General features: G+C 38.6%; 1 protein-coding gene and 1 pseudogene. Both read right to left on the bottom strand.

Features of this window, described 5'->3' with window-relative positions; genetic code table 11:
* Positions 1-183: 183 nt before the first annotated feature.
* The gene (locus QWU_RS08750) at positions 184-507 is read right to left on the bottom strand and encodes a hypothetical protein (protein ID WP_155816213.1); all 324 of its coding nucleotides are present in this window, start codon (positions 505-507) and stop codon (positions 184-186) included.
* 1,580 nt (positions 508-2,087) lie between these two features.
* Positions 2,088-2,441 (bottom strand): annotated as a pseudogene (locus tag QWU_RS00005) (hypothetical protein); the annotation flags it as partial.
* Between the last annotated feature and the right edge of the window lie 59 nt (positions 2,442-2,500).

Here is a 2,500-nt window from a genome sequence, read left to right as displayed (position 1 = left end):
TAAGGGATCGCGTGAAGCATATTGTCTTCTCTGATATAAAAAATCTACTTATTCTAAAATAATCTACATGCATCACTGAAAAAATATAGACAAAATCGGATAAGTCACAGATAAATCATCGATCCATGAAAATCTGCTCCAATCATCAGAAAATCCCATCTGTTACTTTTTTGTACCGTGCTATTAATCATAAAAACTAAGATTCCTATGATTATGGTGGTGAAACCGATTATCATGCCTGCTATCATTGTAGATATACAGATCACAAGGAACATCACAAGGAACATCACAAGGAATGTGACAAGGAACATCACAAGGAACATCACAAGGAACATCACAAGGAACGTTACAAGGAACGTTACAAGGAATGTGACAAGGAATGTGACAAGGAACATGACAAGGAACGTGACAAGGAATGTCACAAGGAATGTGACAAGGAACATGACAAGGAATGTCACAAGGAATGTGATAAGGAACGTTACAAGGAATGTGATTTAAGGCGTTCATATCACTCTCCCTTCAAACCGCGCTTCGTCCAGAAGCGCTATCCCAAAATACACTCTTCTCTTTTACGAGATCGCTCGCCTTATCCTATTTGCAGAGTGAATATCTCTATCCGTTGCACAATGTGCTGCTACATCTCTTATTTTATGCATCATCCATCGCTATTATCCTCATTCTCTGTTCGTGAGGTGGCTTTTTGCTATGGCTGCGCTCATTGCTAATTTGTTCATAATATGCTGCCAATTATAGGAGCGTGATTTGGGTGTAATGCAAAAATGGACAAAGCCTATAAAACCAATGTATACGGGTGTTGTATGATAAAGATATAGGCAGGAATTGGCCTGTTTCGCTGTTCTTTCTGATTTGCCATTAGGGTGCTTTTGCACGCCATTGGCTATTTTAAAAATAAAAAATGACAGCATCATTTGCTATATGATCTGTGTTAAGGAAAAGTAGAAAATGCTAAAGCCAATAATTGTCGCAGAGAATAATACATAAGCCGCATTGCTAAAGTGGTTAAAAAGACTGCAAAAACAGAGAGGGCAGACTACCAGCACTATGCTTATCATACTGGTGATTACTCGATAAATTGCCGAGATTGTGCTGACACAAAATCTAGGATACCTCTTACGATCTGTGTGTAAATACCGATAACAAGGAGTATGTTTTGACCAAGTCCTATTACTCCCTTCGCATCGCACTTCGCTCTTGAGCACTATCCCAAGCAGTGAGAAATGTAGTAGCCCATAAACGCGCCAACACCTGTGGTTGTGTGGGGGGATGTTCCTGGTTAAAAGAATAGACAATAATAAGCGCGTGCTACTAAACATCATACCATTCTGAAGCAAGGTGTGGGGAGGGTAGGCCTGCTTCCCTCTAAATCGATGAATCTAAAACCCCTTCTTTATACTGAAAAAAATATCATAACTCTCTGAAAATAAAAGCAGGAGAAAACATAGTAGCGTGTAAATGCGCCCACCGCTATGGTAAAGTTTTGTAGGAGTGGCTCGGATATCTGCTCGCGTTAAAGAAGTAAAATGCAGCATAATAGAGTATGCAAACATTATTCTTTCTGAAGCAAGCTGAGTAGGCGTAAAGCCTATAAGAGACGTAATTGTGCGTGTAAAGGGCTCTCAAAAACTAAATCTAAGCTTAGCTTCTCTCTCTTGTTCAAGATATTGATTCATAATGATAATTTAGTAACATTCATATTGAATTTGACCATCATACGCCCTGAGAGAGGATTTTGCTTTAGAAGTTTTGGGGGACAAAGCTCTCAGAGAGAGAAGAGAAAAAGAAAAAACGCGCGTAAAAACTCAATTGCGTTGTGTGAAATGCGTTGTGTGAAAATAGAAAATTATCTCGTGTCTCATGATATGCAAAAAAACTAAAAACCCATGACTGAGAGATAAGTTATGAAAATGACCTCATGGCAATATTTATTCGTAATACAAAAAAATCTCTAAAACTATAGCTGTAAAATAATATTTTATCCTCGTGAAATATTAAACCTATGCTGATGGCAGAAAGATAAAAAGCTGCACAAATCTGTGCAGCTTTTTTGCTTTTGCGCGCTAGAAGTTTTAAAACTTGAAAGTCTCTTTACGGCTTCTGTAACCATAATAACCACAAATACTGGAGATAATGGCACCAATCAAGCCTCCTAAAAAGCCCCACCAGCCCATATGTGATGCTGTTTTGGTGACTTTTGTCGCAGTGTTTTTTGCTCCCTTTATGGCATCCTCAAGATTATCCGAGAGTGTTTCTGCTTGTGCTTCAAGGGCTTTGAGTGCGTCCTCGGTTTTTGTTTCTGCTGTTTGATAGAGTTGAACAGCACGGTTGGCGGTCTTTTGTGCATCTGCACGTGACATGCCATTGTTCATAAGACCATTCATGATATCACTTCGATCAAACTTTACTGTAATGGATTCTATACGATATGTCATGTAAGAATAGAACTATTTTTTATCAGAATTTAAGAAGGAACACACTCAGA

Origin of the sequence: Bartonella birtlesii IBS 325, assembly GCF_000273375.1 — a bacterium.
GTDB classification, from domain to species: Bacteria; Pseudomonadota; Alphaproteobacteria; order Rhizobiales; family Rhizobiaceae; genus Bartonella; species Bartonella birtlesii.
Note: the sequence above shows the minus strand (reverse complement) of the source record. Positions and strands in the feature narration are given on the sequence as shown.

Excerpts from the sequence above, each read along its gene's own strand:
- QWU_RS08750 (WP_155816213.1), bottom strand. The coding sequence starts at position 507 with ATGAACGCCTTAAATCACATTCCTTGTAACGTTCCTTATCACATTCCT.